We start from the raw sequence: 22,387 nt of genomic DNA, 5'->3' as shown, positions 1-22,387 counted from the left end.
AGAACACCTCAGCGTGAACGCGCCAACATCGCAAGCCGGATCATCGCCCGTTCAACCAATGCCATGGCGGGGGCCGTCTGACCGGCCGAGCGCAAGGCAAGGTCGGTGTCGGTGAGAACTGTCAGTGCAGTTTCCAGTTTGCGGGCACCCCAGTTATGTGCCTGCCGCAAGATGCGATCACGGCGTTTACCGTAAATCGGTGGTCTCAGCTTGCCGATCCCCTGGGCAGCGCCGCCAGGGTCGGAAGCACAAGCATAAAGCGTCCGGAAATGCCGGGTCGCGCCAATGCAGAGGCTAACGGCGTTTGTTCCCTGTGCCTGCAGGCGGCGGATCAATGGGCCGATTTCACCTGACTTGCCCTCGGCAACCACATTCAGAACGTCGTCCAGTGCGGCCTCGGTGGATTGAGGCGCGCAGGCTTCGATGTCTGCAATAGCAAGTTCTGATTCGTCGCCGCGTTTGTAAAGTGCCAGCTTTTCGACGGTTTGGGCGAAATCTCCCGGTCCAAGCTCGGCGGCAAGATCGGTCAGGGCAGCCATCGATTCGCGAGGTACATTTGCGATCCCAGCATGCGTCAATGTTCGCTCGATCTCCGATCTGGAAGGTGGGTCGTCATAGATTCCAACCGCATAGGCGTTGGGATGCGACTCGAAGGCCTTTCGAATCCTGGAGGTAGCCTTTAATTGGCCGGCGGTTACGACAATCTGGGCATCGCCCGGGGACCACTCCTCCAACGCTGCCAAGATGGATTGGGCTGCTGCATCTGTTGCGTCCTCGACAAATGCGGCACGCGGGCCGGGAAAGAATCCTACAGCCTTTACGGCATCCAATAGCTGGGCGGGTTCTCCGCGTAAGTCACTTCCCGACATCCGGGACAGCCTCATTTCCTCTTCGGAATTCGGACCCAGTAGTGCGACAATCATCTGCTGCCGTTTCAGCGAGACGCGCATCGCGTCCGCACCATAGATCAGAATACCTGCCTTATCGGAGTCCGGTCTAGCGAAATACCCTTCGGCTTCGCGCGGACTGAGCTTCATGGTGACACTTCTGCGGTTGCGTAAAGCTGGGCGGTCAGCTGATCAGCCAGTATGGTCATGAGGCGCCGGCGCGCATCGCGTTCCGACGCCAAAGTATCGACTGTCGAGCCGGTCGCGGAATAACCGACAAAGTTTTCGACGTCTCCGGATGCGACGACCCCGCCATTTGTTGACTGAGTGAGAGAATATTTAACTCTACCGACAATCGTGTACCGGGTCGTTTCATTGGTCGACGTAATAGCTTCGCCTTGGGTGAAAGTCGAAAGGTCGACTTTTAGCTTGTAGTCGCCGCCAGATACCGCGCTGCGCCCCAACCGTTGTTCAAGATCCTCAACCAACAGATAGGTTTCGACGGAGTTGGGAGCCGAAACCTCGACCCGCCCATAAAGGGCTGATCCCGCCCCGCCCGGAGCATAAACCGGTTGAAAGCCGCAGCCAGCCAGCGCCAGCGGCATCACAAGCAATGTTCTGCGATCAAACAACGACATTCACGATCCGGCCCGGAACAACGATAACTTTCTTCGGCGCGTTGCCATCCAGCGCCTTTTGGACAGCTTCGGTGCTGAGCGCGATATTTTCAACCTCGGCTTTGTCCATATCTTTTGGTACGCTGATTTCCGCGCGACGCTTGCCGTTGATCTGGATTGGCAATGTGACGGTGTCATCAACCAGCATCATCTCGTCCGCGACGGGCCACGGGGCAACGGCCACAAGGCCCTCACCGCTCTGATGCGCCCAGATATCTTCCGCCAGATGTGGCGTCATCGGCGACATTAGCTGGGCCAATGTTTTAATCGCCTGTTTCTGAGCCGCCGCACCGGCCTTGGATTTTGCCAGTGTATTGGTGAAGGCGTACAGTTTGGCGATGGCTGCGTTGAAGCCAAAGCTTTCGACACCCAATGTCACGTCGCGGATGGTTTTGTGCATCTCGCGCAACAGGTCCTCATCGCCTTCGCCCGCTGCATCGGCCTCCATGGCGCCGATCCTGTCGCAGAGATTCCAAACGCGGCTTAGGTGCTTGTGCGCAGCCTCCGCTCCGGCGGCAGTCCATTCAACGTCCCGTTCGGGTGGCGAATCGGACAGTACAAACCAGCGCGCGGTATCGGCGCCAAAAGCCGAGATGATCGATACGGGATCAACCACGTTCTTCTTGGACTTGGACATTTTCGCCGAAGGAATTACTTCGACCGTCTCACCTGTCAATTTGAGTTTTCCGTCCTCGACATCTTCGGGCAGGTGATAGACCGGGCGGCCGTTGGCGTCGCGCGTCTGGTAAATCTCATGCGTCACCATGCCTTGCGTGAACAGCGCATCGAACGGCTCGATGGCCTTTTTCGGCAGGTGTCCAGTGATGTTCATCGCCCGCGCAAAAAAGCGGGAATAGAGCAGGTGCAGGATCGCGTGTTCAATGCCGCCGATATACTGGTCCACATTCATCCAGTAGTCCGCCTCGGTCAGATCGGTGGGCGTTTCCGCACGCGGAGCGGTGAAGCGCGCGAAATACCACGACGAATCGACGAAGGTATCCATCGTATCGGTCTCGCGACTGGCTGGTGCGCCACAAGACGGGCAAGTGCAATCGCGCCAGGTCGGGTGGCGGTCCAGCGGGTTGCCCGGTTTGTCGAATGTCACATCGTCGGGCAGGCGGACAGGCAGGTTTTCTTTTTTCTCGGGCACCACACCGCAGCTTTCGCAATGCACGACGGGAATCGGGCACCCCCAATAGCGCTGGCGGCTGAGGCCCCAATCACGCAGGCGGTATTTGGTGACACCCTCGCCCCAACCGGCTTTTTCAGCAAAATCGACGGTGGCGTTGATCGCCTCTTCTCCTGTCGCTTCGGTCAAGCCTGCGAAATGGTTCACCCAGCGAACTTTCTCGGTTTTCGGCGGGACGTATGCAACCTTGTCGACCGGTGTGTCGTCATCCAGCGCAAAGAATGTATCGACCACGGGTAAGCCGTATTTCCGGCAGAAGTCGAGGTCGCGCTGGTCATGCGCAGGGCAGGCAAAGATTGCGCCAGTGCCGTAATCCATCAGGATGAAATTGGCGATCCAGACCGGCAGTTCCCAACTCGGGTCCAGCGGGTGCTTGACCTTGATGCCTGTGTCAAAGCCCAGCTTTTCGGCGGTTTCTATGGCTTCCTCAGTGGTGCCACCTTTGCGGCATTCGGCCACGAATTCAGCCACTTCGGGGTTTTCGGCTTCCAGCTTTTTTGCGATCGGGTGGTCGGGCGAGATGCCAACGAAAGATGCGCCCAGCAGCGTGTCGGGGCGGGTTGTATAGACGGTGATCGGGTCGCCGCCGTCAGTGCGTTCAAAGCCGAATTGCAGACCACGGGATTTGCCGATCCAGTTCTCCTGCATCAGGCGTACTTTGGCGGGCCAGTTGTCCAGAGTGTCCAGCGCGTCGAGCAACTCTTCGGAATATTCCGAGATCTTGAAGAACCACTGGGTCAGTTCGCGCCGCTCTACCAATGCGCCCGAACGCCAGCCACGACCATTTTCAACCTGCTCGTTGGCCAGAACGGTCATGTCGACCGGGTCCCAGTTCACTACAGCGTTCTTGCGATAGACCAGCCCGGCATCGAGCATGTCGAGGAACAGCGCCTGTTGCTGGCCGTAATATTCCGGATCGCAGGTCGCGAACTCACGTGACCAGTCGATGGACAGGCCAAGTGGTTTCATCTGGTCGCGCATGTCGGCGATGTTGCTGTAGGTCCAGTCCTTCGGATGACCACCAATGGCCATCGCGGCGTTTTCCGCTGGCATCCCGAATGCATCCCAACCCATCGGATGCAACACGTTGTGGCCGGTGGACAGCTTGTAGCGCGCGATGACATCACCCATTGTGTAGTTGCGCACATGTCCCATATGAATGCGGCCCGACGGATACGGGAACATTTCAAGCACATAGTATTTCGGCTTGTCGGCGCTGCGGCGCGCGGTGAAGATCCCGGCCTTGTCCCAGGCTTCTTGCCATTTTGCTTCGATTTCGGTGGCGGAGTAGCGCGACATCGTGCGGTCCTTCGTGAATGAAAACGCCGGGTCAGGGCCCGGCGTGGTATTAGAGCGATTTCGCGCCGGATTCTAGAGTTTGTCGTCGGCAATACGAAGCTGGCGCGCGCGGGACAGGATTGCATCCTCGACCGCACGCGAGGTCGCGGGGCTGACGGCACCACCACCGCTGGTTTGCAGCGACACCGACAGGGAACGTGCATCGAGTGCCGGATCCTTGATATGCACTGTCGCACGATACGAGCGGCCACCTCCGGGAGGTGTGCCGTATCCTGTGACAATTACCCCGGTAAACGGATCAACGGATTGAACCGGAAGGAAATTGAGCACATCGAACGAAGCGGCCCACAGGTACTTGTTTACGTTGCCCGCGCGTTCGGTCTTGTCCGGGCCGAAGAGGTCCCAAAATGACGACTTGGCCCGATCTTGAGAGGCTCTGACATCGTCATTGAAATCCAGCGAGTCGGTTGGCTGCGGGGCTGAGGTGGCCGAAGGGTTCGCGCCGCAGGCGGCGACACCAAGGGTAAGCGTGATGGGCAAGATGAATTTGAGGCGCATCTGCAAGAGTGTCTCCAGTCCCGAATTCCAAAACCGCGGCCACTCTATTCTTGTCCATATGTGCGGGCAAGGGCGTTTCGGCAACCGCAGGTAAACTGATGGGCATCGTTGGATATCCTACGACGTTGGACGCGGCCAAGGCACAGACTGTGGCAAAGCTGCACCATCCGGGACGACTTTGACCCGGCGCTGGTCACAAGGCTTGCCAAAACAGGGGGGAAAGAGCGAAACCCCTGTCCATACCCACGCCGGATTCTCCGGTTTGGGCGAATGATTGAAAACCGAGGGAAACACGATGAAAAAAGTTCTCTTCGCAACGACTGCGCTGATCGCCACCGCAAGCATGGCAGCCGCAGAAGTTCGCATCAGCGGCTATGGCCGTTTTGGTCTGGACTATAACGACGCCAACGAAAACGTTGTCGGCGTTTCGGAAACCAACATCACCAGCCGTCTGCGTCTGCAGTTCGACATGTCGACCGAAACCGACGGTGGCGTGACTCTGGGTGCCCGCCTGCGTGCTCAGGCCGAAAACCGTGATGGCGCACCTGGTGCAGCCAGCTGGAACGGCCCCCAGTTCTTCGTGGCTTATGAAGGCCTGCGTGTGAACGTTGGCAACATCTGGGGCGCGATCGACAACGCACCCGGCCTGTACCTGCCCACCATCTCGGTTGGCACCGGTATCGACGGCATGGGCTTCTTCAGCCTGCCGATCATCGGCGCAGCTTGGGACTCGTTCTCGTCGGCTGGCGCTGGCAACAACGGTGTTGAAGCTCTGTACACTGTCGGCGGCTTCACCGGTCACGTGTCGTACTCCCAGCGTAACGGCGGCTCGGTTGCCGGTTCCGCTGGCGGTGAAAACCGCACCGGCGTCATGCTGACCTACAGCTTCAACGATTACTTCGTCACTGGCGCGTATCAGGCTTCGTCTGACGGCCCGGTTGCCGACACCGGTGAAGAGCTGAACGATGGCCTGTGGCTGATCGCAGCCGGCGCTGACTGGGGTCAGTTCGGTGCTCAGATCGCATACGGCCAGACCGAAGCAGCTGACGCGATCACCGTTTCGGGTAACGTTGACATTGGCGCAGCCAGCAACCTGCTGCTCTGGGTCCAGAATGCTGACTCGAACAACCTGGCTTCGGGCGGCACTGCAATTCTCGCAGACGACGGCACCAGCTGGGGCCTGAACTACCAGTACGACCTGGGCGGCGGCGTGACCTTTGTTGCCGGTTACGTTGACTCTGCAGTCGCAGACAGCAGCCAGGTTCAGGCCGGTGTGTACTTCAGCTTCTAAGCTGTACACCGTCTAACGGTACTGAATATGGGCAGGTCTTTGGACCTGCCCTTTTCTTTTTTGCCCACATGGTGTTTTTCTGCTGCCAGTGAGCAGAACGAGGAAAACAATGCCCCTGCAAGACATAACCGACCGTATTGCCAAGGCCGAGGCCGCCGCAAGCCGCCCTGTCGGCTCCGTCAAACTGATTGCGGTGTCCAAGGTTCAGCCGAATGAGCGCGTCGAAGAGGTTTTGCAGCAGGGTCACCGGTGTTTCGGCGAAAACCGGGTACAAGAAGCCGCAGGCAAATGGCCCGAATTCATGGAACGGTATGACGGGATCGACCTGCATCTGATCGGCCCGTTGCAGACCAACAAGGCGCGGCAGGCGATGGAGCTTTGCCATGCCATCCACTCGGTCGATCGGCCGAAACTGGCCAAAACCATTGCGCGGTTGGCGCAGGAAATTGGCCAATGCCCGGATCTGTTCGTTCAGGTCAACACCGGCGAGGAAGAGCAGAAGGCCGGTGTGATACCCGCTGCGGCAGACGCATTCATTGCCGAATGCCGTGCTCTGGATCTGCCCATTCGCGGATTGATGTGCATTCCGCCCGTCGACGAGGAGCCGTCGCTGCATTTCGCGCTTTTGGCCAAGATTGCGGAGCGCAATGGCCTGACCAGCCTGTCGATGGGAATGAGTGACGATTTCGAATCGGCAATCGCATTGGGCGCGACACATGTCCGCATCGGCTCGGCGATTTTTGGCGAGCGTGTCAAGCCGAAGGGATGATCAGGCGCGTTCCCGGTGTCATACGTTCCGCGATCCAGCGCAAATGGTCGCGGCGAAAGGCCACGCAGCCTTCGGTCGGGTAACCCGGACGACGCCACTGATGGACAAAGATGGCCGAGCCGCGCCCCGGTACAGCATTCGGCCAGTTCCAGTCCGTGATCAGTACAAGGTCATACAAAGGGTCGGCACGACGCAGCCGTTCGTGATTGAACCGATAAGGGTCTTGGACCAGATGGTTGTATGACGCATCCCGAACGTCATCCGACCATAGGTCGCGCGGGCCAATTGGCCGCGCCCACAAAGCTGGGCGGCAGATACGGTCTGCGCGATAGAGAATTCCAACGATTCGGTGGATGCCGGTTGGGGTTGCACCATCCCCCTCTTGCTTTTTGTTGCTTAGCCCACCTTTGCCGATCGAGCAGGGAAAATGCCGCCCGCGAAACCGAACACCCATTGGGTTGAGTACGAGGTCGAACGGAGTCACAAAAGATGACCGGACTTGGCGGCTTTGGTCGCCAGATACCCGCGATTGTGTGCGGTTTCGCCGACTTTGAGCGGGACCCGTTCGGTTACGGCGATCCCAGTTCGTTCCATCATCGCTATCTTGGCCGGGTTGTTGGTCAGCAATCGAACCGATTTGAACCCCATTGATTTCAGGATATCCGACCCAAGCCGGAAATCTCTTTCGTCATCCTCAAAACCAAGCCTGTGATTGGCCTCGACCGTGTCAAACCCCTGATCCTGCAGGGAGTAGGCGCGCATCTTGTTAGCCAGACCAATTCCGCGCCCCTCCTGATTAAGATACAGCAGAACGCCCGTTCCCTCGGCCCCCATCTGAGCCAGCGCGCCGCGCAGTTGCGGCCCGCAGTCACATTTCAGACTGCCCATGAGGTCCCCGGTAAAACAAGCAGAATGCAATCGGGTCAGCACGGATTTTTCACGATCTGGACGGCCGATTTCGATTGCATAGTGCTCTTCGCCGCCGTCGTCAGGACGAAAGACATGCAGTCGTCCTGCTTCGGATACGTCCATCGGCAAGCGTGCCGCCACCACCTCACGCAGGGGGCTGCGATCCGCCAGATGGGGTGCAGCCTGTAAATGATCGATGCAGGTGAGGGCATGCGAGGCAGCAAAAGCTATACCGTCGTTGATCGGCAAGACGACTGCGGCGGGCAGCAAACGCGCGGATTTCGCCAGAGCGATAGCGATTCGGTGAAGATTGGCGTTGCCCTGCCGTTCACTAATCAAAGGACCCTTCATCGGTGAGTTCAGATCGTCGGACGGGTCAGCGATTGCCTGTACCCAGACCATGTCAGCGTCTATTGGAAGAACAATCCGCGCAAGTTCACCGTCATAGGCGCGCGCCTTGAGCGTTTCAGCCCGTCGTGCGGTAACGGCGACGACGGGCGATCCACCTAAAGAGCGAAGGTCCGCCAGCCGCTGTGCGCTCATGGTTTCGGCGGCAAGCGCCACCACGCAATACCCGGTACCATCGCTCAAAACGACCGGCACGCCCATGCGCAGATCGGCCCGGGCACGCGCCAACAACTCGGTAATGTCCGGAAAGAGACTCATTGCTTCATCCTGTAACGTTCTGCATTTCGTCTATTCTTTCACGCGGCAAAAGTGAAACAATTAGCAAATAATAACCGGAAAGGAGACACGAGGGCGTGAGAGCGTTGCAGTAAATCTTGCCGATTGTGCGTTCTGCGATCAAGTGATGGAAAAGCTTTAGGAGGACCGGTACATGGCTCAGCTCAAGAAAATCCTGCTGGTTGATGATGACGAAGATCTGCGTGAGGCGCTCAGCGAGCAACTCGTGATGACCGAAGATTTTGACGTTTTCGAAGCGTCGGACGGGCAAAGCGCCTTGGAGCGCGCCAAAGAAGCGATCTACGACCTGGTAATTATGGATGTGGGTTTGCCCGACACGGATGGGCGCGAGTTGTGCCGTCTTATGCGCAAGCAAGGCGTCAAAAGTCCGATTCTCATGCTGACTGGTCATGACAGCGATGCGGACACGATCTTGGGTTTGGATGCAGGCGCCAACGATTATGTACCTAAACCCTTCAAATTCCCGGTCCTTTTGGCGCGTATTCGCGCGCAGCTTCGCCAGCACGAGCAATCCGAGGACGCGGTTTTTGCGCTTGGGCCGTATACGTTCAAACCGGCCATGAAAATGCTGCTGACCGAGGATGAGCGAAAGATTCGCCTGACCGAGAAGGAAACCAATATCCTGAAGTTCCTGTACCGCTCGACCGATGGCGTCGTTCCGCGCGATGTCCTTTTACACGAGGTTTGGGGGTATAACGCTGGTGTGACAACCCACACGCTCGAGACGCATATCTATCGCTTGCGGCAGAAAATCGAACCAGACCCCTCGAATGCTCGCCTTTTGGTCACAGAATCCGGTGGATATCGACTTGTTTCATAACTGAGTGTGGATTGACTTCGATCAAAGTGATACCCTGATTGCAACTTTAAGGTCTACCTAACCCGCGCATGTCCGGGTCATGACATGCACCTCCCTGTTGGACTGACCCCGGCCTCGTGCCGGGGTTTTTTTGTTGTCCATTTCAGGTGGCACCCCGGTGATCAGCACGATAGGTTGCCTGGTGTTGCCTTAGGAGAGTTTACCGATGCCCTTCACAGTTGCCACATGGAATATAAACTCGGTGCGCCTGCGTGAGCCCATTGTTCTGAAGCTGCTGCAGGAAGAAGCCCCTGATGTCTTGTGTTTGCAAGAGTGCAAATCACCGGTGGAAAAAATCCCGACCGAAGGGTTCGCTGAACTGGGATACACCCACATGATCGCCCGCGGACAAAAAGGATATAATGGCGTCGCCATCCTGTCGCGCCTGCCAATCGAGGATATTGGCGACAAGGACTTTGCCGAGCTTGGCCATGCGCGGCACATCGCTGGGCGGTTGGAAAACGGTGTGACGATTCACAATTTCTATGTCCCGGCCGGTGGCGATGTACCAGACCGGGAGACCAACGAGAAATTCGGGCAGAAGCTGGACTATCTGACCGATATGCGCGACTGGTTCCGCGCCGACAAACCCGAAAAGTCAATTCTGGTGGGAGACCTGAACATTGCTCCGCGCGAAGACGATGTCTGGTCGCACAAGCAGCTTCTTAAGATCGTTTCCCACACACCAATCGAAGTCGATCATCTGGCCGAGACGCAAGAGGCGGGCAACTGGGTCGACATCACGCGACAGGATATCCCGCAAGGGCTGCTTTATAGTTGGTGGTCTTACCGTGCGCGTGACTGGGATGCGGCGGACAAGGGTCGGCGGCTGGATCATGTCTGGGCCACGCCGGACATTTCAAACTCAGGCCATTCAAGTCGAATCTTGCGTGACGCGCGTGGGTGGGAAAAGCCAAGTGATCACGCGCCTGTATTTGCAACTTTCGATCTGTGAATGATGCAAAGAATGCGACTCTGCTCTTGGTTTCCGTACTACGCGGCGGCATATAGGAGCCAAGTTCAAACCGGAGAGTTGAAACCATGGACATTCTGAACGGCGCAGGTGCGCCTGCCGCAACCGATCTGATCAAGGACGGAACCGAAGCCACGTTCATGGCAGATGTGGTTGAAGCGTCACAAGAGGTTCCGGTCATCGTTGATTTCTGGGCACCCTGGTGCGGCCCATGCAAGACTCTCGGTCCGGCACTGGAAGACGCTGTGACCGCAGCCAGGGGCGCTGTGAAGATGGTCAAGGTCAACGTGGACGAAAACCAGACAATCGCGGCGCAGATGCGCATTCAGTCGATCCCGACCGTATATGCGTTTCACAAAGGCCAACCAATTGACGGATTCCAAGGCGCGTTGCCCGGGTCCGAGATCAAAGGATTTGTTGACAAGGTAATCGAAAAGGCCGGTGGCCAAAGCCCGGGCGGGCAGCTTGATGAGGCGGTTCAGGCCGCCGAAGAGATGTTGGCCGAAGGTGCTGCCGTCGACGCTGCGCAAACCTTTGCGGCCATATTGGGCGAAGATCCGGCCCATGCCGGTGCCTATGGCGGTCTTGTTCGCGCCCATATCGCCATGGGCGATCTGGATCAGGCCGAGGCTATCTTAAATGGCGCTCCAGCCGAGATTTCGAACTCGGCCGAGATTGATGCCGCGCACGCTCAGTTGCAATTAGCGCGTCAAGCTGCCGATGTTGGTCCGGTTGCGGAACTCGGAGCGGCGGTCGAGTCTGAGCCAGACAACCATCAGGCGCGGTTCGATCTGGCACAGGCATTACACGCAAGTGGCAATGTCGAAGAAGCGGTGGCGCAGTTGCTTGAACTGTTTCGCAGAGATCGCGAATGGAATGATGGCGCTGCAAAGACTCAGCTTTTCACAATTTTCGATGCCCTCAAGCCCAACGACCCAATCGTTCTGAACGGCCGACGGAAACTCAGCTCGATGATATTTGCCTAATTTCGGTTCAGAGCTACACTCGGTACATGATGCACCCTGCCGACCTGCCGGATACGGTGTCCGTATTTCCGCTTCCGGGCGCGCTGCTGCTGCCCCGGGCGCGGTTACCGTTGCATATATTCGAGCCGCGCTACCTGCAGATGCTGGACGACTCGCTCAAAACGTCCGAGCGGCTGATTGGCATGGTGCAACCAAATCCTTGCCACAGCAAAGCGGATAAGCTGCATCTGATCGGATGTGCAGGGCGGGTCACGCAATTCTCGGAAACCGAGGATGGCCGCTATCTGATCACGCTGACCGGCGTGTCCCGGTTCCGGATCAAGTCGGAAATTGATGCCTTTGCTCCATATCGTCGGTGTTCGGTGTCCTGGGACGGCTTCGAGCGTGATCTTGGCCGTCCAGAAGGCGATCATGAATTCAACAGGACGCGGTTTTTGCGACTGCTGGAACGCTTCTTTGCCGCCCGACAGTTATCAACCGACTGGGAAACCCTGAAAGACGCGGACGATGAGTTGCTGGTCAACTCGTTGTCGATGCTTTTGGATTTCGACCCGGAGGACAAGCAGGCACTTCTGGAAGCTCCTTGTCTGGCAACACGCCGGGAAACGCTGGTGACATTGATCGAATTCGCCCTGCGCGGCGGCTCCAACGAGGAAACATTGCAATGACCGAAACCCTGTCTTCATTCGACCGCCGCATGCTCGAAGCACTGATCTGCCCCCAGACGCATACGATGCTGGAATATGAACCTGAGCGACAGGAACTGATCTCCAAGGCGGCAGGGTTGGCATTTCCAATCCGAAACGGCATTCCGGTGATGCTGGTGGACGAGGCTCGGGTTTTGGAGTGATCAGGACAGTGATCCTAGATCGGCTGGCCCTGCAAAAGTTTCGGCAAGTCTCCGGTTAATCCGGCGGCTTCGCGAACAAAGCCACGGCGCAATCCGGGCAATGACCCTACAATGCCCATGCCAATGTCCCGCCCCAAGCGCAGGATCGGATTATCGTTGGAAAACAACCGATTGAAAGTATCGGTTGCCAGCGCGAGCGTCGCAGTGTCGAACCTGCGCCATTCTTGGTATCGCTCCAGTACCAGTGTGGCGCTGATGTCTTCCCCGCGTCGTGCCGCCAGTGTCAGAACTTCGGCCAATGCGGCCACATCGCGCAGACCCGCATTGAGGCCCTGACCCGCGATCGGATGCATTCCATGCGCGGCGTCTCCCACAAGCGCCAAGCGCTCGCTGATGAATGAATTTGCGATGGTCAGGTTCAGGGGGTAGGTGAACCGGTCGCCTTCGAGGCTGATCTCACCCAAGAAATCACCGAACCTGGGACGCAGAACCTGCAGATAGTCTGATTTGGACATCGCGTTGATCCGTTTCGCCGTCTCGGAGCGCTCGCTCCAGACAATGGAGCTTCGGTTTCCGCTCAACGGCAAAATGGCCAGAGGCCCTGGTGGCATGAAGAACTGATGCGCGACGCCGTGATGCGGCAGCTCATGAGAGATGGCGCAGACAAGCGCCGTCTGCCCATAATTCCAGCCGGTTCGCTTGATGCCTGCGCGCTGTGCAGTTCCACTACGACGCCCGTCGCAACCCACCAGCAGTTTGCCGCGCAATTCGGTGCCATCATCCAATGTTACGGTGGCGCCATCAGGGTCGGTTTCCTGAGACGTGACGACACTTCCGCTGATCTGGGTGATCCGGCCCTCTTCGGCGACGGCTTGGAGAAAAGCCCGCCGTAGATAGCGGTCTTCGACCATATAGCCCATCGGGCCTTCCTCGATCTCGGCATGATCGAAATGCATGAAGAAAGGCGAAGGGCCGGCCCCGGCATGGCCATCGGTGACTTTGATTTCCAACATTGGTTGGGCTTGCTGCGCCACTCGATCCCAAACACCGATGGTCCGGAGCAACCGCTGCGAGGCCAAAGCGAGCGCATAGGCACGCCCGTCAAAGGCCGCATCTTGCCTGATATCCTCGGCCAGTGCATCTACCAGAGAGACCGAGTGTCCGGTTTGCGCCAGCGCCAAAGCCAAAGCGGGGCCATTCAGGCCGCCGCCGACGATCAGGATATCGGAAACATCTTTCATGGCCTGCAATATGCGCGCGCGAACGGGATTGTCCATGGGGTGTCCTGTCGCTACCGTCGCCGAAAGATATTGGGAGGGTGCGATGCAAGACTGGCTGACAATGACAGCAAGTGATTTGGGAAGGGGAATCGACGGCGGCTCTATTGATCCTGTCGAACTGACAGAGGTTTACCTGTCCGCCATTGATGCACATCCTCATAGCAATCGAATTTATGCCCAGGTGACCCATAACCGCGCCCGAGCTGAAGCAAAGGAAGCCAGGAATCGCGCCAAATTCGGTTTGCGCCGGTCTTTGCTGGATGGAGTGCCCATCAGTTGGAAAGATCTGTTCGATACGGCGGGCACGGCGACCGAGGCCGGGTCGGCGCTGCTGAAAAATCGGGTGCCGGAGACCGATGCGGTGGTGATGCGGAACGCAACCGCGATGGGCACGGTCTGTTTGGGCAAGACGCATATGAGCGAGTTGGCCTTTTCTGGACTAGGATTGAACCCGATCACGAGTACGCCACCGTGCATCCATGACGAGACGGCGGTTCCTGGTGGGTCTTCGTCGGGTGCGGCGGCATCGGTTGCCTGGGGCCTCGCGGCTTGTGGGATCGGTTCCGATACAGGCGGATCGGTGCGAATACCGGCGGCCTGGAACGATTTGGTCGGCTTGAAAACCACGGCGGGTCGGCTGAGCCTGGAAGGCGTTGTACCACTGTGTCTGAAATTCGACACGATTGGCCCGCTGGCACGATCTGTCGAGGATGCGGCGCAGATGCTGGCTCTACTTGAAAACGGATCGCCCGCCGATCTGCGGGGGGCAATTTTGAAAGGACGCAGGTTTGCAAGCCTGCAAACCGTGGCGCTGGATAACCTGCGGGAAGCGCCGCGCGCGGCCTACGAAGAGTCTTTGCGCCGGTTGGCGGAGGCTGGGGCGCAAGTCGTGCCTCTGGAGGTGCCGGAATTGCAGGAAGCCATGCCACTGTCCGGCGCGCTCTACACCGCCGAGGCCTATGGCCTTTGGCGCGATGTGATTGAAACCAATCCCGAGGTTATGTTCCCTGAAATACTGGACCGTTTTAGGCAAGGAAAAAACTTCTCGGGTCCAGATTATGTTGCGGCTTGGTCCAAGCTGGAAAACTGTCGGGCCGCCTGGGATGCCGCGACCTCAGGATTTGATGCGGTGTTGGCGCCAACGGCCCCGATCACGCCGCCAAATTTGGAACGGTTGATGAATGACCATGACTACTACGTGACGGAAAACCTGTTGGCGCTGCGCAATACGCGCATTGGCAACTTGATGGGGCTTTCTGCACTGACTTTGCCAACCGGAACACCGGGTTGTGGTCTGATGTTGTTGGGGCACCCGAATTCCGAAGAGATGTTGTTGCGACTTGGAGCGGCGGCTGAATCAGCTTTGACCTGAATGCCACAATTACCTGTTTTGACATCGCTTTAGCTGGACGTATTGGGGGGGGGTATGTAACTTGATGTCAAACGGGGCGATCAACGATCCCGATATTGAGGCAGTAATGATGGATTTCCCCGAGCGGTTTTCGAACCTACCGGCATATGCATTCCCACGCCTGCGTGCCCTGCTCGATCATCACGAGCCGGGTGGCGATATTGTGCATATGACAATAGGAGAGCCAAAACATACGTTTCCTCAATGGGTTACGGATGTGATTGTGGAAAACGCCGCCGGGTTTCAGGGATACCCAGATAACGACGGGACACCGGAACTGAGGGCTGCGATCACCGATTGGATCGGACGTCGCTACGGTGTTTCGATGAACCCCGACACCAACGTGATGGCGCTGAATGGAACGCGTGAGGGGTTGTACAACACTGCCATGGCGCTGTGTCCAGAGCAGAAAAACGGCCAGCGACCTGTAGTCTTGTGTCCAAACCCGTTTTATCAGGTTTACATGGTCGCCTCGATCTCGGTTGGGGCCGAGCCGTGGTTTGTTCCGGCAACCTTTGCCACGGGGCATCTGCCGGACTATGCCAGTCTGCCCGAGGAGGTGCTGAACCGAACCACTATTGCCTATATCTGCTCGCCTGCCAACCCACAGGGAGCGGTTGCGTCGCGTGACTATTGGGCCGAGCTGATCCGGCTGGCTGAACATTTCGATTTCCGCATTTTTGCCGACGAATGTTATTCCGAAATTTACCGCGACGATGCTCCTACCGGCGTTCTGACGGTCGCGCAGGAGTTGGGAGCAGACCCCGAGAGGATCACGCTCTTCAACTCGTTGTCGAAGCGGTCGAACCTTGCCGGATTGCGTTCGGGGTTGATCGCCGGTGGGCCGGAGACGATCAAGAAAGTCAAGCAGTTGCGGGCCTATTCGGGCGCACCCTTACCATCTCCCTTACAGGCGGCGGCGGCGCGAGTTTGGGCCGACGAGGTGCACGTTTTGGAAAACCGGGGGCTTTATCAAGAGAAGTATCGCATCGCCGACGAGGTTTTTGAGGGTGTGCAGGGCTATATGCCTCCCGAGGCCGGGTTCTTTTTATGGCTTCCTGTGGACAATGGTGAACAGGTAGCGCTGAAGCTTTGGAGGGAGACGGGTGTCCGGGTGCTGCCGGGTGCTTATCTCGCCCAAGGTAAGTCGGGGCAAAACCCGGGTGAGGGGTATATCAGGGTCGCGATGGTGGCCCCAAAAACAGAGTTGCAGCAGGGGCTGATCACACTCCGCGACTGCATCTATTCGTGAGGTACGAGGGTAGCATGGCATCATACAACACGCGCAGTCGCGATCCGTTGCTGGACAGCAAGATGCAGGCGGCAATCGAAAGGCGTGGCAAGGAACTGATCGGGATCGTATTGATCCTGCTGGGGTTGGCTGCCGCTGCGATGATCGTTTCCTATACACCGGACGACCCGAACTGGATGGTATCGACAGACGCGCCGGTTCAGAACTGGATGGGACGAGCGGGTGCGTCCATCGCAGCACCGTTGTTCATGATTGTGGGTTGGGGCAGCTGGGGCGTCGCTCTGGTGCTGACGGGCTGGGGCGTTCGGTTTGCAGTTCATTCGGGCGAAGACCGGGCCATCGCACGCCTGATCTTTGCTCCGATCTGGATTGCGATCGTATCCGTCTATGCTGCGACACTTGTTCCGGGTGATGCATGGCGCACAACGCACAGCTTTGGCCTTGGCGGGCTGTTCGGGGATACCGTGATGGGTGCGCTGCTGACGCTGTTACCCATCTCGTCGCACTTCATGGTCAAGATGATGTCGCTTGCGATGGCCGCAGGCATGTTGACGCTGGGTGTGTTTGTTCTCGGTTTCACTATGGCCGACGTAAGACGCGGTTTCCGGGCGTTTCTGCTGGGCCTGGTGATGACTTACGACATGCTGATGGCACTCATAGGGCGCGGGGCACAGGCGACGGCGCGGGCGGCACGGGACCGTCGGGCGCAATGGGCCGATGGACGCGCTGCAGTGCGCGCTGTGATCAACCATTCAATTGATGACGACACAGCATTTTCGGAAGAGTTTTTTGAAGAAGGCTATGCCCATCCCCCTCAGGCGGAACGCACTCCGAAATCTGGACTGCTGGCACGCATGCCGGGCCTGATCCGTCGCCCCGACCCAATGCCAGAACCTGAACTGGTCGAAGCCGTACCGGTACAGGGTTATGACGAGATGCCCGGGGACGACCGTATTCGATCCAAGATTGCCGCGGCTGTGCGGAACCGGCAGGTTGCCACCGGTTCGATGGAGCCTGAACCAGATCCAAACAGGCCGCTGACCAAAGGGCGTGGGCGTGGGCCGGATCCACTGATCCTGAATGTGAACCGGGGTGGCGAACTGCCACCCGAGCCGCCGCTGACTGCAGGTGTAACATTGCCGATGGAACCAGCGCTGAATGCTTTTGAGCCGGGTTGGGATCAAGCCGGTCACGAGCATGTGGTCGAAACCTATGACGATTTTGCCGATGAACCGATGATCGACGAAGAGTCGGAAGTTTCACCCTCTACTCCTCGTATGCCGATCCCGATTGCAGAGCCACGCAAACCCGTCGTGGCACAACCCGTCCGCCGTGTGCCACAACCTTCGCGTCGGGCGCAGGCCGAGGCGCAACCGGCGCTGTCCTTTGAAGACAACGCTGCTGATTTTGAGCTGCCGCCGCTCAACCTGCTGTCCAACCCGGCAAACATCCAGCGCCATCACCTCAGCGACGAAGCGCTTGAGGAAAACGCGCGGATGCTGGAAAACGTGCTCGACGATTATGGGGTGAAAGGAGAGATCGTCAGCGTCCGCCCCGGTCCCGTCGTCACCATGTACGAGCTGGAACCAGCGCCGGGCCTCAAGGCTAGCCGCGTTATCGGTTTGGCAGACGACATCGCACGCTCGATGTCGGCGCTTTCAGCGCGGGTCTCGACCGTGCCGGGCCGCTCGGTCATCGGGATCGAACTACCCAACGACAATCGCGAAATGGTGGTGTTGAGGGAAATCCTGGCCAGCCGGGATTTTGGAGACGGAAATCATGCTTTGCCGTTGGCGCTGGGCAAAGACATCGGTGGCGGTTCGGTTGTGGCCAACCTCGCCAAGATGCCCCACCTGCTGATTGCCGGGACCACGGGGTCGGGTAAGTCGGTGGCGATCAACACCATGATCCTGTCGCTGCTCTACAAGCTGACGCCAGACGAATGCCGCCTGATCATGATCGATCCCAAGATGCTGGAGCTTTCGGTTTATGACGGCATTCCGCATCTGCTAAGTCCTGTTGTGACCGATCCGAAAAAAGCGGTCGTTGCCTTGAAATGGGTCGTGGGCGAGATGGAGGATCGGTATCGCAAGATGTCCAAGATGGGCGTGCGCAACATCGCGGGCTATAATGGTCGGGTGAAGGACGCGCTGTCCAAAGGTGAGATGTTCAGCCGTACTGTCCAAACTGGATTTGACGAGGAAACCGGCGAGCCGATTTTCGAGACAGAACAGTTCGAACCCAAGGCCATGCCATATATCGTTGTCATCGTCGACGAGATGGCCGACCTGATGATGGTCGCAGGCAAGGAAATCGAGGCTTGCATCCAACGTCTGGCGCAAATGGCGCGCGCCTCGGGTATTCACCTGATTATGGCGACGCAGCGCCCGTCTGTCGACGTCATCACCGGCACAATCAAGGCCAACTTCCCCACTCGGATTTCGTTTCAGGTAACCTCAAAGGTCGACAGCCGTACCATTCTAGGCGAAATGGGCGCCGAGCAACTGTTGGGGCAGGGCGATATGCTCTATATGGCTGGTGGGGCCAAGATAACTCGTTGCCATGGACCGTTCGTGTCGGATGAAGAGGTCGAAGAGGTCGTCAACCACCTGAAAGCATTTGGCCCAGCCGATTATGTGGGTGGTGTGGTTGAAGGCCCGGACGAGGAAAAGGCAGACAACATCGACGCAGTTCTGGGTCTGAATACCGGCGGCAACACCGATGGTGAAGATGCGCTCTACGACACAGCCGTTGCGATCGTGATCAAGGATCGCAAATGTTCGACCTCCTACATCCAGCGAAAGCTTGCTATCGGCTATAACAAGGCTGCTCGGCTGGTCGAGCAGATGGAGGACGAAGGCATAGTTTCGCCGGCCAACCATGTCGGCAAGCGCGAAATTCTGGTGCCAGAACAATAGGGCATTCCAAAGCGAGGGCAGAACACTTATCTGATCACTATGAAACAGATCGCTTATGCCCTTGCATTTTCCTTACTGGCCCCAGTGGCCTGGGCCGCAGACAAACTGCCGCTTGCAGACATTTCGAACTACCTCAACAGCTTGAAAACTGTTGAAACCACATTCACCCAAGTCAATGATGATGCTTCCCTAAGCACTGGAAAGTTGTGGTTGCAGCGTCCGGGTCGGATGCGGTTCGAATACGACCCGCCCGAGCGAGCAGTGGTGTTGGCCAAAGGCGGATCGGTGATCATCCACGATCCCAAATCCAACCAACCGCCCGAGCAGTACCCGCTCAGGCGAACGCCACTGTCCATCGTTCTGGCCCCGACCGTGGATCTTGGTCGAGCCAACATGGTCGTAGGACATGAATTCGACGGCACCGCGACCGTTGTTACAGCGCAGGATCCGGAAAATCCGGATTACGGCAAGATTGAACTGATGTTCACGAGCGATCCGGTGGAGCTGCGCAAATGGGTCGTGCATGACAGTGGCGGAGCACGAACGACCGTGATCCTGGGGCCGCTGACAACGGGAAACAGCCTGAACCAGAACCTATTCATCGACGGAGAACCGCGCGTCTCGGGCAATCGCTGAAGCGCGCTGCATCAAGGGCTAGTATCGGCAACCTGTCAATTGCTGACGGTACAGGTCGGCACGGGAATCAACGTCGTCGGCGACGCGTAACAACCAGGATTTGCCATTGTGGCTTCCGCGTGCGTAACCGGCATGGCCTTCGTGATAGGCCAGATACTGGTTTCGCGTATCACTGGGGTGGATGCCGTTCTTTTCCCAGCTTTTGTTCATGTACCAACCCATGAAATCGGACGCGTCTCGAATACGGTTCCGCTTTGCACGCCGTTTTCCGGTTTCCTTCTGGTACTGTTCCCACGTTCCGTCCAAAGCTTGGCTAAAGCCATAAGCACTGCTCTGCCGCCCCATCGGGATCACGCCCAGAACGAACTTGTGCGGCGTGCGGGCGTCAGCGCGATAACGGCTTTCCTGATAGATGGTTGCCATCTGAACATGGACCGGGACACCCCATTTGCGTTCGGTCGATTTGAAAGCTTTGATATAGTCGGGGCGCTCTCTTGCAATGCTGCAAGCGTCATTGAGATTGCGCGGAGGAGTCTTGGACCCACCGCTGCACGACGCTAGCATCAGCACCGCCAATAGTGCGCAAAGAGATCTGCTCATCTGCCTCTTGCCTTTTTTTCAGATGATAGCGCAACTCGCGACGCGATGAAATCACATTCGGTTATGAAGGGTCCTTCAACAGTGCAATTTGGTGTATCTCCACCTCAGTTGTGGAATGAGTACAACAGTTGATGGCGCAAAGGAAAAATTGACGTGGCAACAACCTGTGGGGATAACTGTAAAGTCAGAGTTCACAGACTGTTTCCTGCGATTTCTGAGCAAGTATTGGACTTTTGCGATGCGTTAAGGGTAAAAATGACTTTGGGGGCCAAGTAATGTTGAAAACACACGCAAAATACCACCTTGGACAAGTGGTTCGTCATAAAAAGCACCCTTTCCGAGGGGTGGTTTTTGACGTTGATCCAGAATTTTCTAACACTGAAGAATGGTATCAAGCGATTCCCGAGGACAGCCGACCGGCGAAAGAGCAACCATTCTATCATCTTCTCGCCGAGAACGATCAGTCTTATTACGTTGCTTATGTTTCCGAACAGAACCTGATCGAAGACTGGTCCGGGGAACCTGTCGATCACCCGGACATCCCGGATATGTTTGGCCCATTTCGGGACGGGGCTTACCCGCTTCATTTCCAACTAAATTGAAAGTCCAGCAGCGTTTTTTGGCATCAGTATCCCAGTGCGCAACCGTCTTTTCGCGGATCGCTGGCGCCTTCCAGGACACCATCATCTCGAATTCGAATGGCCTGAGCACCCCCGAGCGGTGCTTCGGGCGTCTCGATCTTGTGCCCTAGATCGGTCAACTGTTGTTTCACTTCATTCGGATATCCACGTTCGATTTTTAGAACACCGCTGTCGGCAAATGCCCGAGGCGCTGCAATGGCCTCCTGCAAACCCATGCCGGCATCGGTGAGGTTTGTAACGAACCGGGCATGACCCGTTGGCTGATAGGCGCCGCCCATGACGCCGAATGGCATTGTTACCCGACCATTCTCGCGCAGCATTCCGGGGATGATGGTGTGCATAGGGTGTTTACCGCCGCCTAACTCGTTCGGATGGCCGGCGGTCAGATTGAAGCCAGCGCCTCTGTTTTGCAGCAATATGCCAAATTTGTCTGACGCAATGCCAGATCCGAAACTGTGATAGATCGAATAAATCAGTGACACGGCCATGCGGTCCCGATCCACGACGGTGATATACACCGTATCCTTGTGAATCGCCTCGGTCAGAGACTTCACCGGTGGTAATACTTTAGTGGCGTTGATCAGGCTCGCAAGTTTTGAGGCGGTTTCCGGGGCAAGCATATGTTCCAGCCGCTCAGTGCTATCCGGATCGGCAATGAAGCGGTTGCGTGCGTCATAGGCGAGTTTTGTTGCTTCGGCTTCGATATGCACGCGTTCGCAACCCAACGGGTTCATCGATGCCAGATCGAAATGGCTGAGGATGTTTAGCAGCAAAAGTGCCGTCGCCCCTTGGCCGTTTGGTGGGTGTTCAACTAGTTCGACGTCTTTATAGATGGTGCTTACGGAAGTTGTTTGGATGCAGCGAGTGTTGGCGAAATCTTCAAGCGTGTGTACTCCACCCAAAGCGTTGAGCGAGGAGACCATGTCTTCGGCAATTTCGCCGCTATAAAAGGCCTCTTTCCCGCCACGCGCGATTCGGCGCAAGACTTCGGCCTGTTGGGGAGCGCGAAACAACTGACCTATTACTGGGCTTTTTCCGCCGACCAAATAAAAGTGCCGACCAGCGCCTTGCAAGTTTCCGGATCCCAAACCCCAATCGAACGCGACTCTGGGTGCGACGGGAACTCCTGCCTCGGCATAGTGGATTGCCGGCTGTAGCAACCTGTCCAGGCCCAAGCGACCTTCGGTTTCCGAAAGGTGGCAGAACGCATCGACAGCACCGGGTACAGTCACAGCATGAGGGCTGTACAAAGGCATTGAACTATAGCCGCAATTGCGCAGATCTCGAGCGCTGGATGCATTTGCTGATCTGCCGGATCCGTTCAGGGCATGAACAACTGAGTTGCCCGAACGGTTGAACAAGACAAAGCAATCACCGCCGATCCCCGTCATTTGCGGTTCACAGATGCCTAAAAGAGTCGCTCCCGCTATTGCAGCGTCCATCGCATTGCCGCCAATTTTGAGAATGTCCAATGCGGCTTGCGTTGCGAGTGGATGAGACGTTGCACACATCCCTTCAGTTGCCAGAACTTCGGATCGCCCCGGCTGGTGAAAATCACGCATTTTTCGCCTCTTCCTGTCGAACGTGCGGAAGTTAGGCTGTGTTGGCAGAAAGTCCAATAACAGTTTTTAGGGGGGTGTTCCTCGGCGCCGCTCACTGGTGGGGGCTGTGACGCATGGCGCCGAGGGAAGCTATCT

21 protein-coding genes are annotated in these 22,387 nt (G+C 57.3%); 12 read left to right on the top strand and 9 right to left on the bottom strand.

The genetic code is table 11. The annotated features are described in order from the left end of the window. Nucleotides 1-8: 8 nt before the first annotated feature. The 4 genes from holA to AC2FMY_RS08445 form a co-directional block, all read right to left on the bottom strand. A complete protein-coding gene (holA, locus tag AC2FMY_RS08460; RefSeq protein WP_496747679.1) occupies nt 9-1,037 on the bottom strand; it encodes a DNA polymerase III subunit delta in 1,029 nt (342 codons plus the stop codon). Continuing rightward, on the bottom strand, nt 1,034-1,525 hold the full coding sequence (gene lptE, locus AC2FMY_RS08455) for an LPS assembly lipoprotein LptE (RefSeq protein WP_480750352.1): 492 nt from the start codon (nt 1,523-1,525) through the stop codon (nt 1,034-1,036). Before lptE ends, holA begins: the two co-directional genes overlap by 4 nt. Continuing rightward, entirely contained in the window at nt 1,512-4,052 is a 2,541-nt protein-coding gene (gene leuS, locus AC2FMY_RS08450) for a leucine--tRNA ligase (RefSeq protein ID WP_496807232.1), read from the bottom strand. Before leuS ends, lptE begins: the two co-directional genes overlap by 14 nt. A gap of 72 nt (nt 4,053-4,124) precedes the next feature. Beyond that, a complete protein-coding gene (locus tag AC2FMY_RS08445; protein ID WP_480750349.1) occupies nt 4,125-4,610 on the bottom strand; it encodes a DUF3576 domain-containing protein in 486 nt (161 codons plus the stop codon). A 295-nt stretch (nt 4,611-4,905) separates the two neighbouring features. On the opposite strand from AC2FMY_RS08445, the gene AC2FMY_RS08440 reads away from it, so the two are divergent. Both AC2FMY_RS08440 and AC2FMY_RS08435 read left to right on the top strand, forming a co-directional pair. Next, on the top strand, nt 4,906-5,901 hold the full coding sequence (locus tag AC2FMY_RS08440; RefSeq protein WP_480750348.1) for a porin: 996 nt from the start codon (nt 4,906-4,908) through the stop codon (nt 5,899-5,901). Nucleotides 5,902-6,010: 109 nt separating this feature from the next. After that, a complete protein-coding gene (locus AC2FMY_RS08435; protein WP_496807231.1) occupies nt 6,011-6,670 on the top strand; it encodes a YggS family pyridoxal phosphate-dependent enzyme in 660 nt (219 codons plus the stop codon). On the opposite strand, the gene AC2FMY_RS08430 is transcribed toward AC2FMY_RS08435, so the two are convergent. Both AC2FMY_RS08430 and ribA read right to left on the bottom strand, forming a co-directional pair. Then, the gene (locus AC2FMY_RS08430) at nt 6,654-7,154 is read right to left on the bottom strand and encodes a L,D-transpeptidase family protein (RefSeq protein ID WP_496807230.1); all 501 of its coding nucleotides are present in this window, start codon (nt 7,152-7,154) and stop codon (nt 6,654-6,656) included. The genes AC2FMY_RS08435 and AC2FMY_RS08430 overlap by 17 nt on opposite strands. Further along, nucleotides 7,151-8,245, bottom strand: a complete 1,095-nt coding sequence (gene ribA, locus AC2FMY_RS08425) for a GTP cyclohydrolase II (RefSeq protein WP_496807229.1) — start codon at nt 8,243-8,245, stop codon at nt 7,151-7,153. The genes AC2FMY_RS08430 and ribA overlap by 4 nt, the downstream gene beginning before the upstream one ends. A 172-nt stretch (nt 8,246-8,417) precedes the next feature. Here ribA and AC2FMY_RS08420 point away from each other — a divergent pair, with 172 nt between their 5' ends. From AC2FMY_RS08420 to AC2FMY_RS08400, 5 genes are all read left to right on the top strand, one after another. Further along, complete coding sequence (locus tag AC2FMY_RS08420) at nt 8,418-9,104, top strand: response regulator transcription factor (RefSeq protein ID WP_480750341.1); 687 nt, start codon at nt 8,418-8,420, stop codon at nt 9,102-9,104. Nucleotides 9,105-9,309: 205 nt separating this feature from the next. Beyond that, nucleotides 9,310-10,098 carry an exodeoxyribonuclease III gene (locus AC2FMY_RS08415; protein WP_480750340.1) on the top strand — a complete coding sequence of 263 codons (789 nt, stop codon included), beginning with the start codon at nt 9,310-9,312 and terminating at the stop codon, nt 10,096-10,098. 86 nt (nt 10,099-10,184) lie between these two features. Further along, nucleotides 10,185-11,102: a thioredoxin gene (gene trxA, locus AC2FMY_RS08410; protein ID WP_480750338.1), complete on the top strand. Its 918-nt coding sequence runs from the start codon at nt 10,185-10,187 to the stop codon at nt 11,100-11,102. A 26-nt stretch (nt 11,103-11,128) separates the two neighbouring features. Then, nucleotides 11,129-11,770, top strand: a complete 642-nt coding sequence (locus AC2FMY_RS08405) for an LON peptidase substrate-binding domain-containing protein (RefSeq protein ID WP_480750337.1) — start codon at nt 11,129-11,131, stop codon at nt 11,768-11,770. Next, the gene (locus tag AC2FMY_RS08400; RefSeq protein ID WP_496746189.1) at nt 11,767-11,952 is read left to right on the top strand and encodes a Trm112 family protein; all 186 of its coding nucleotides are present in this window, start codon (nt 11,767-11,769) and stop codon (nt 11,950-11,952) included. Before AC2FMY_RS08405 ends, AC2FMY_RS08400 begins: the two co-directional genes overlap by 4 nt. A gap of 14 nt (nt 11,953-11,966) precedes the next feature. Here AC2FMY_RS08400 and AC2FMY_RS08395 read toward each other — a convergent pair whose 3' ends face one another. Next, complete coding sequence (locus AC2FMY_RS08395) at nt 11,967-13,193, bottom strand: FAD-dependent monooxygenase (protein ID WP_496746196.1); 1,227 nt, start codon at nt 13,191-13,193, stop codon at nt 11,967-11,969. 82 nt (nt 13,194-13,275) lie between these two features. Between AC2FMY_RS08395 and AC2FMY_RS08390 the strand changes: the two genes are divergently transcribed. The 4 genes from AC2FMY_RS08390 (at nt 13,276) to AC2FMY_RS08375 (ending at nt 19,449) form a co-directional block, all read left to right on the top strand. After that, a complete protein-coding gene (locus tag AC2FMY_RS08390) occupies nt 13,276-14,604 on the top strand; it encodes an amidase (RefSeq protein ID WP_496746187.1) in 1,329 nt (442 codons plus the stop codon). 109 nt (nt 14,605-14,713) lie between these two features. Then, entirely contained in the window at nt 14,714-15,895 is a 1,182-nt protein-coding gene (locus tag AC2FMY_RS08385) for an aminotransferase class I/II-fold pyridoxal phosphate-dependent enzyme (RefSeq protein ID WP_480750440.1), read from the top strand. 14 nt (nt 15,896-15,909) lie between these two features. Next, on the top strand, nt 15,910-18,813 hold the full coding sequence (locus tag AC2FMY_RS08380) for a DNA translocase FtsK (protein ID WP_496746185.1): 2,904 nt from the start codon (nt 15,910-15,912) through the stop codon (nt 18,811-18,813). Nucleotides 18,814-18,852: 39 nt separating this feature from the next. Continuing rightward, entirely contained in the window at nt 18,853-19,449 is a 597-nt protein-coding gene (locus tag AC2FMY_RS08375) for a LolA family protein (RefSeq protein WP_480750331.1), read from the top strand. Nucleotides 19,450-19,467: 18 nt separating this feature from the next. Here AC2FMY_RS08375 and AC2FMY_RS08370 read toward each other — a convergent pair whose 3' ends face one another. Next, entirely contained in the window at nt 19,468-20,049 is a 582-nt protein-coding gene (locus AC2FMY_RS08370; protein ID WP_480750329.1) for a transglycosylase SLT domain-containing protein, read from the bottom strand. A gap of 275 nt (nt 20,050-20,324) precedes the next feature. On the opposite strand from AC2FMY_RS08370, the gene hspQ reads away from it, so the two are divergent. After that, the gene (gene hspQ / locus AC2FMY_RS08365; protein ID WP_480750327.1) at nt 20,325-20,651 is read left to right on the top strand and encodes a heat shock protein HspQ; all 327 of its coding nucleotides are present in this window, start codon (nt 20,325-20,327) and stop codon (nt 20,649-20,651) included. Nucleotides 20,652-20,674: 23 nt separating this feature from the next. Here hspQ and AC2FMY_RS08360 read toward each other — a convergent pair whose 3' ends face one another. Then, entirely contained in the window at nt 20,675-22,252 is a 1,578-nt protein-coding gene (locus tag AC2FMY_RS08360; RefSeq protein WP_496746183.1) for a gamma-glutamyltransferase family protein, read from the bottom strand. Between the last annotated feature and the right edge of the window lie 135 nt (nt 22,253-22,387).

It is taken from the genome of Ruegeria sp. YKSE079 (assembly GCF_059612845.1).
Note: the sequence above shows the minus strand (reverse complement) of the source record. Positions and strands in the feature narration are given on the sequence as shown.